This window comes from Dietzia sp. DQ11-38-2 (assembly GCF_014145055.1).
In the GTDB taxonomy this organism is placed as follows: Bacteria; Actinomycetota; Actinomycetes; order Mycobacteriales; family Mycobacteriaceae; genus Dietzia.
Genome location: NZ_JAALDW010000216.1, coordinates 3,348 through 9,619 on the forward strand (window position 1 = coordinate 3,348; position 6,272 = coordinate 9,619).

At 70.9% G+C, this 6,272-nt stretch carries 8 protein-coding genes; 4 read left to right on the forward strand and 4 right to left on the reverse strand.

All coding sequences use genetic code 11. The features are described from left to right. From G6026_RS07875 to lysS, 3 genes are all read left to right on the forward strand, one after another. The coding region (locus G6026_RS07875; protein WP_182612845.1) for a rhodanese-like domain-containing protein at window positions 1-418 on the forward strand (418 nt) is incomplete at its 5' end. Window positions 419-464: 46 nt separating this feature from the next. Beyond that, window positions 465-1,427 (forward strand): glutaminase A, encoded by a 963-nt coding sequence (gene glsA / locus G6026_RS07880; RefSeq protein WP_182612846.1) that lies wholly within the window; start codon window positions 465-467, stop codon window positions 1,425-1,427. A 21-nt stretch (window positions 1,428-1,448) separates the two neighbouring features. Then, the gene (gene lysS, locus G6026_RS07885; protein WP_107755680.1) at window positions 1,449-3,086 is read left to right on the forward strand and encodes a lysine--tRNA ligase; all 1,638 of its coding nucleotides are present in this window, start codon (window positions 1,449-1,451) and stop codon (window positions 3,084-3,086) included. A gap of 28 nt (window positions 3,087-3,114) precedes the next feature. Here lysS and G6026_RS07890 read toward each other — a convergent pair whose 3' ends face one another. After that, window positions 3,115-3,744: a DUF1801 domain-containing protein gene (locus tag G6026_RS07890; protein ID WP_107755681.1), complete on the reverse strand. Its 630-nt coding sequence runs from the start codon at window positions 3,742-3,744 to the stop codon at window positions 3,115-3,117. A gap of 101 nt (window positions 3,745-3,845) precedes the next feature. Here G6026_RS07890 and G6026_RS07895 point away from each other — a divergent pair, with 101 nt between their 5' ends. Next, on the forward strand, window positions 3,846-4,457 hold the full coding sequence (locus tag G6026_RS07895) for a L,D-transpeptidase (RefSeq protein WP_107755682.1): 612 nt from the start codon (window positions 3,846-3,848) through the stop codon (window positions 4,455-4,457). A 17-nt stretch (window positions 4,458-4,474) separates the two neighbouring features. Here the strand turns inward: G6026_RS07895 and G6026_RS07900 are convergent, their stop codons facing one another. The 3 genes from G6026_RS07900 to G6026_RS07910 form a co-directional block, all read right to left on the reverse strand. Continuing rightward, window positions 4,475-5,053 carry a hypothetical protein gene (locus G6026_RS07900; protein WP_182612847.1) on the reverse strand — a complete coding sequence of 193 codons (579 nt, stop codon included), beginning with the start codon at window positions 5,051-5,053 and terminating at the stop codon, window positions 4,475-4,477. 101 nt (window positions 5,054-5,154) lie between these two features. Further along, a complete protein-coding gene (locus tag G6026_RS07905; RefSeq protein ID WP_107755684.1) occupies window positions 5,155-5,697 on the reverse strand; it encodes a hypothetical protein in 543 nt (180 codons plus the stop codon). A gap of 113 nt (window positions 5,698-5,810) precedes the next feature. Then, window positions 5,811-6,272 (reverse strand): ATP-dependent helicase C-terminal domain-containing protein (locus tag G6026_RS07910; protein ID WP_277815600.1); only part of this gene is annotated, 462 nt, incomplete at its 5' end.

The window sequence follows — 6,272 nt, forward strand, 5'->3', positions numbered from 1 at the left end:
GATGACCTCTCTCGCCGTCACCCTCACCGACCCCGCCGCCCGCACGCTGGACGTGGCGGACTACCGCACCACCGTGGAGGCGGGGGCGCTCGTGGTGGACATCCGCTCGCGGGTCCAGCGCGAGCGACAGGGCGTGCTGGCGGGCGCGGTCGCCGTCGAGGCCCGTCCCGTCGTCGAGCTCCTCGATCCCCGATCGCCGTCCCCGCTCGCCGCCGTGGAGGAGGGCCGCGAGGTGGTCCTGGTCAGTGACGACGGGCTCGACGCCGAACTGTTCGCGCTGGAGCTGCACTCCCGCGGCGTGCGAGGGGTGCGAGCGGTGGACGGGGGGCACGAGGCGATCCGGGCCGCGGGGGAGCTCGGCCTGCTGTCGGATGCGGAGCATCTGCTGCGCGAGCGGTCTGCGATCTCCGCACACTGAGCCCGACCGGGGGCGCGCCGGCACCGACGCCGGTACGGTCGCGTCCATGACGGACCACATCTCGGCGGACCTGCTCGACGGCATTCTCGACGAGGTCCGCGATGACTCCTCGGGAGAGCTGGTCCCGCACCTGGGCGACTACGAGCATCCGAACCCCGACGCCCTGGCGATCGCGGTGTGCGACCTCGGGGGCACCGTCGTCTCGGCGGGGGACGACGACATCCGCTTCGACCTGCAGTCCGCGTCGAAGCCGTTCGTGTACGCCCTGGCCCTGGACCAGAAGGGCGTCGACGAGGTGGCCAAGCGGATCGGGGTGGAACCCTCGGGTGAGGCGTTCAACGAGATCTCCCTGGAGGCCGGCACCGGTCGGGCTCCCAACGGGCTGGTCAACGCCGGGGCGTTGGCCGCCCACGCCCTGGTGGGAGATTCCGACGACGACGAGGTCTCCCGCTTCGAGCACATCCGCGCGCTGCTCTCCCGGCTCGTCGGGCGAGAGGTGGAGGTGGACGAGGAGATCGCCGACATCGAGGCGAAGAGCGCGCACCGCAACCAGGCGCTCGCGCACCTCCTCGCCGAGGAGGGCTCCCTCGCGGACGACCCCCACGAGGTGGTGGCGGGATACGGACGCCAGTGCGCGGTCCGCGTGGACGTCCGCGAACTCGCCCACATGGCGGCCATGTTCGCCAACGGCGGGGTGATCCCCGGTAGCGACGACCGGATCCTCGGGCGCAAGGCGGTGCGCTACGCCAACAGCGTGATGTTCACCTGCGGCATGTACGACGCGGCGGGTGACTGGGTGTACCAGGTGGGACTGCCCGCCAAGAGCGGGGTGTCGGGATGCCTGTTGGCGGTGGCGCCCGGCAAGTACGGCATCGCGGCGTACTCGCCGCGCCTGGACGAGCACGGCAACAGTATCCGGGCGGCGGCTGCCATCGAATCCCTGTCGGACAGGTTGGACCTCCACGTCCTCGACCACGTGGGTGCCGACGGGTTCGGTTCCGACGCCTAGCGGCGACTATCCTCGACAGTCGTGACCGACACGACTCCCGCCGCGCCCGGGGCCGCCTCGACCGAGCCCGCCGACGACACCCCCGAGCAGGTGCGTATCCGTCGCGACAAGCGGCAGCGGATCCTCGACTCCGGCGTCGACGCCTATCCGGTCGGGGTCCCCCGCACGCACGGGCTCGTCGAGATCGCCTCGGATCCGCGCTTCGTCGCACTCGAGCCGGGGGAGGAGACCGACGTCGTGGTCTCGGTGGCCGGCCGGGTCCTGTTCGTCCGAAACACCGGCAAGCTCTGCTTCGTCCGACTCCAGGACGGTGTGAGCCCCGAGGCGGACCTGTCCGTCCCGGCGGCCGAGGGCGAGCCCGATCCGTTCGCCCCGCAGTTGCAGGCGATGCTCTCGCTCGCCAACGTGGGCGAGGAACGGCTCGAGGCGTGGAAGCAGGACGTGGACCTGGGTGATCACGTCTCGGTGACCGGCCGCGTGGTGCGCTCCAAGCGGGGCGAGCTGTCCGTCATGGCGGACTCGTGGGTGCTGGCGGCCAAGTCGCTCCGGCCGCTTCCGGTGGCGCACAAGGAGCTGAGCGAGGACACGCGGGTCCGTCAGCGCTACACCGACCTCATCATGCGAGACACGGCCCGGCGCAACGCGGTCACCCGTATCAAGGTCGTCCGGGCACTGCGCGCCGCCCTCGACCGGCGGGGGTTCCTCGAGGTGGAGACGCCCATGCTGCAGACGCTGCACGGCGGCGCCGCCGCCCGGCCCTTCGTCACCCACTCCAACGCCCTGGACCTCGACCTGTACCTGCGGATCGCCCCCGAGCTCTACCTCAAGCGGTGCGTGGTGGGCGGGATCGAGCGGGTCTTCGAGATCAACCGGAACTTCCGGAACGAGGGCGTGGACTCCTCGCACAGCCCCGAGTTCGCGATGCTCGAGACCTACCAGGCCTATGGGGACTACGACACCTCCGCCACGATGATCCGTGAGGTCATCCAGGAGGTGGCGCTCGAGGTCTTCGGTTCCACCACGGTGACCCTGGCCGACGGCACCGAGTACGACCTCGGCGGGCAGTGGCGCGAGATGCGCATGTACCCGTCCCTCAACGAGGCGCTGCGCGCCACGCACCCCGAGCTGGTGAACGGTGACGACGACGAGGACGCCGTCACGGTCGACTCGACGGTCGACGAACTCACCGAACTGGCCGGCAGGGTCGGGCTCGAGGTCCCCAGCGGCAGGGGGTGGCTGCACGGCAAACTCGTCGAGGAGCTGTGGGAGCACCTGTGCGGCGATCAGCTGGACGGTCCTGTCTTCGTCCGAGACTTCCCCGTGGAGACCTCGCCCCTGACCCGCGACCACCGCACGGACCGCGGGGTCACCGAGAAGTGGGACCTCTACGTCCGTGGATTCGAGCTGGCGACCGGGTACTCGGAGCTCGTCGACCCGGTGATCCAGCGGCGGCGCTTCGAGGATCAGGCGCGGTTGGCAGCGGCGGGTGACGACGAGGCGATGGTCCTCGACGAGGACTTCCTGGCGGCCATGGAGCAGGGGATGCCGCCTACCACCGGGTTGGGAATGGGGATCGACCGCCTGCTCATGGCGCTCACCGGACTGGGGATCAGGGAGACGATCCTGTTCCCGATGGTCAAGCCGCTGCCGCGGGACTGACGAGACTCTCGACCCGGTTCCGCGAGCGTCAGTCCGGGTTCGCCCAGGCCGCGGCCACGAGATCGCGGAGGACGGTCTCCTCGATCCGGGCCAGGGACGTGACGTAGAGGCACCCCTTCCCGGTCTTGTGCGGACCCATCGTCGCGAGCAACGCGGCCGCGCCCGGGGCCTCCAGCAGGCCGTAGAGACTGACGGCCGAGGCCCGGGGGCTGAAACCGACCCGGAGGGTGTCGCCCTCGCGTCCGCTGTCGTACACGTAGTGGCGCCGACCGTAGCCCACGATCGAGGGGCCCCACATGGTGGGGTCCTCGCCGGTCACCTCACCGAAGAGGTCGAGCAGGCGCAGACCGTCCTTCACGCGTCGGGCGGTGGGTAACCCCTCGATCCACCCCCGCGGTGACATCGATTCCGAACGGATCGCCGTGTTGTCGTTCCGGCCGGTCGCCCGGGGCCGGGCGACCGGCTCGGTGAAGGAGAGTCCGGCGGCGGTCAGCGCGTCGCGCAGAACCCCGAGCTGGGAGGGGCCGATCCCGTGCAGTGCGAGAACGTCTCTCTCGGGCGTGCCGTCCAACTGGCGGAGGTCGGTGATCCCGGCATCCCTGAGTGCGCGGGAAGCCGGGGCCGAGAGCCTGGGCAGGGGAAGCGGTGACGCGCTCATGACGCGAACGCTAGCCCCCGCGCCCTCAGACCGCCCGGGTCGAGACCCGAACGTGACTCCAGACGCCTGTCCAGGTGGACGACCCCGGACATAATCACCGCATGAGAAGAACACTGTCACGGCTGGTGACCGGTGTGGCGGCGGGGCTCGTCGTGGTGGGGACCGCGAGCCCCGGCGCGACGGCCCAGCCGGCTCTCCCGGCCGAGGTCCAGCAGGTGGTCGATCAGGCCGCGGCCGGCTCAGCGCAGGCTGACGCGGACCTGCGAACCACCGCCGGCGGCCTGCTCGAGTCGGCGGGGATCACTCCACCGCCCGGCTTCGTGCCCCCTCCGCCTGCTCCTCCTCCGCCGCCGGACCCCACCCCGCAGAGCCCCTGCCCGCGCACGGCCGCCGCGTGCGTGGACCTCGACGGGAACCGGACCTGGCTGCAGTCGGGGGAACGGCTGAGCTACGGGCCGGTGCGGATGTCCCACGGAAGGGCCGGGTGGGAGACCCCTCGTGGGACGTACCAGGTCACCCGTAAGGTCCGCCACGAGGTCAGTCGTCTGTTCGACGACGCCCCGATGCCGTTCGCGGTGTACTTCGTGGGCGGGATCGCGTTCCACGAGGGGGACCCGGCCCACCTGTCGCACGGGTGCATCCGGATGGACCGGCCCGCGGCCGAGACCTACTTCGACAGGCTGCAGGTCGGGGACACGGTCGTGGTGTTCTGAGGACCGGGAGAGCCGTCTCAGGAGCCCCGGGGGTCGGTGAACATGCGGGCCTCGGCCCGGTCCGGCAGCAGGTACTCGGCGGACCTGGCCGCCAGTACCGACCCGGCGATGACCAGGATGAAGCCGATGGCGGCGACGAACGGCCCGTAGGTGACCGAAGTCCCGTCGGGGAGTCCCGCCAGCATCGGATCGGCGGTGTCGGTCGAGTTGAACAGGACCCAGACGAAGATCAGATGGGCGATCAACACCAGCGACGCGAGAACCGCGTTGGCGGCCGCGAAGAATCCCAGTCGGGTGAACACGGTGACGGCCACCAGGACCAGCAGTACGAGCAGGCCAAGGAAGTTCAGGGGCGCCATCGCACGGAGGTCCAGGACCTCGGTGAGCTCGAGGGCGGTGATGCCCCCGCCGGTCGCGGTGGACAGCCAGGGGAGGTACAGGCTGAGAAGGGCGAGTGCCAGACCCGCGACCGCGATGAGCCCGCCGACGCGGCTGCGCAGTAGAGGGACGATCTTGCCGCCCCGCGTCGTCGCCGCCGGGGGCGGTGTCTCGGAAGCGGGGGGTGTGCGGGAGGTGGGCGTTGTCTGTGCGGCCATGGTGTGCCCCTTAGTCGTACCGGAGTCTCAAGTGAGATAAGTCACATAATAGGTGGCGTTGTCCGCCCGTGCCATAACAGCGCGCTTCCCCCGGAGGTCGTCTATCCGTCTCGACGCGAGAGGGGGTCCCTGGCGTATCTCGCCGACCGGGCAGCCCACGCCGAGGCGGCGGAGACCACCACGAACCCGGACGCCGCGACGTACGGCCCGAAGGTCACCGAGGCGTTGGCGGGCAGCCCCGACAGGGCCGGCGTCGTCGATCCCGTGGAGAGGATGAGGGTCCAGACGAAGGCGAGGTGACCCGCGAGTACTCCTGCCGCCATCACCGCCGCCGCCACGGCGAACGCCCCCAGTCGGGTGAACGCGGTCACGGTCACGAGCAGGGCCAGGACGAGCAACCCGAGGAACAGCACCGGGGCGACACTGCGGACGTCGATGATCTCGGTGATGCCCAGGCCGGAGATCCGCTCGCCCCCGCCGGCGGAAAGCCACGGCAGGAAGAGGCTGAGCAGCGACACCGCCAGGCCGGCGAACGCCATCAGGACCCCGATCCGGTTCCGGACGTGCGGGATCCTCTTGGTGCGTGCGGGGGTCCTGGTCGGGAGGGGCACGCGGTGGGGTGAGGGTGGTGTGTACGGGGGCATGGCGGTCACCCTCCGGGGCGGAGTCGGATGGCGCAGGTGCGTCCGGTTCCATGGTAGGGGCCGGCCCGGACCGGAACGGTGCCGAAACTCACCCCGTTACGTGACCGGGATCGTCAGCGGTGGCGGGTGGTCCGGCGAGTGGGCTCCGCGGCCATCGGATCCTCCGGCCAGGGATGTCGGGGATAGCGGCCCCGCATCTCCGCCCGCACACCGGGATACGCCTCGCGCCAGAAGAACTCCAGGTCGCGGGTCACGCCGAGCGGCCGGCCGGCGGGGGAGAGCAGGTGCACCGTCACGGGTACCCGTTTGTCGCAGATCCGGGGTGAGGAGGTCCACCCGAAGCACTCCTGCAGCTTCACCGCAAGTACGGGGGACGCGTCGGATCCGGGTTCCGGATAGTCGACGCGGTACCACGACGAACTGGGCACCTGCAGGCGATCGGGCACGAGCTCGTCGAACCGGGAGGCCTCCGGCCACGGGAGCAGTCGTCGGAGCGCGCCGCCGACCTCGCGCCCCCTGAGCGTGCCGCCTCGCGTCATGGACTCGACCTCCGGCCCGAGCCACTCCGGGAGACG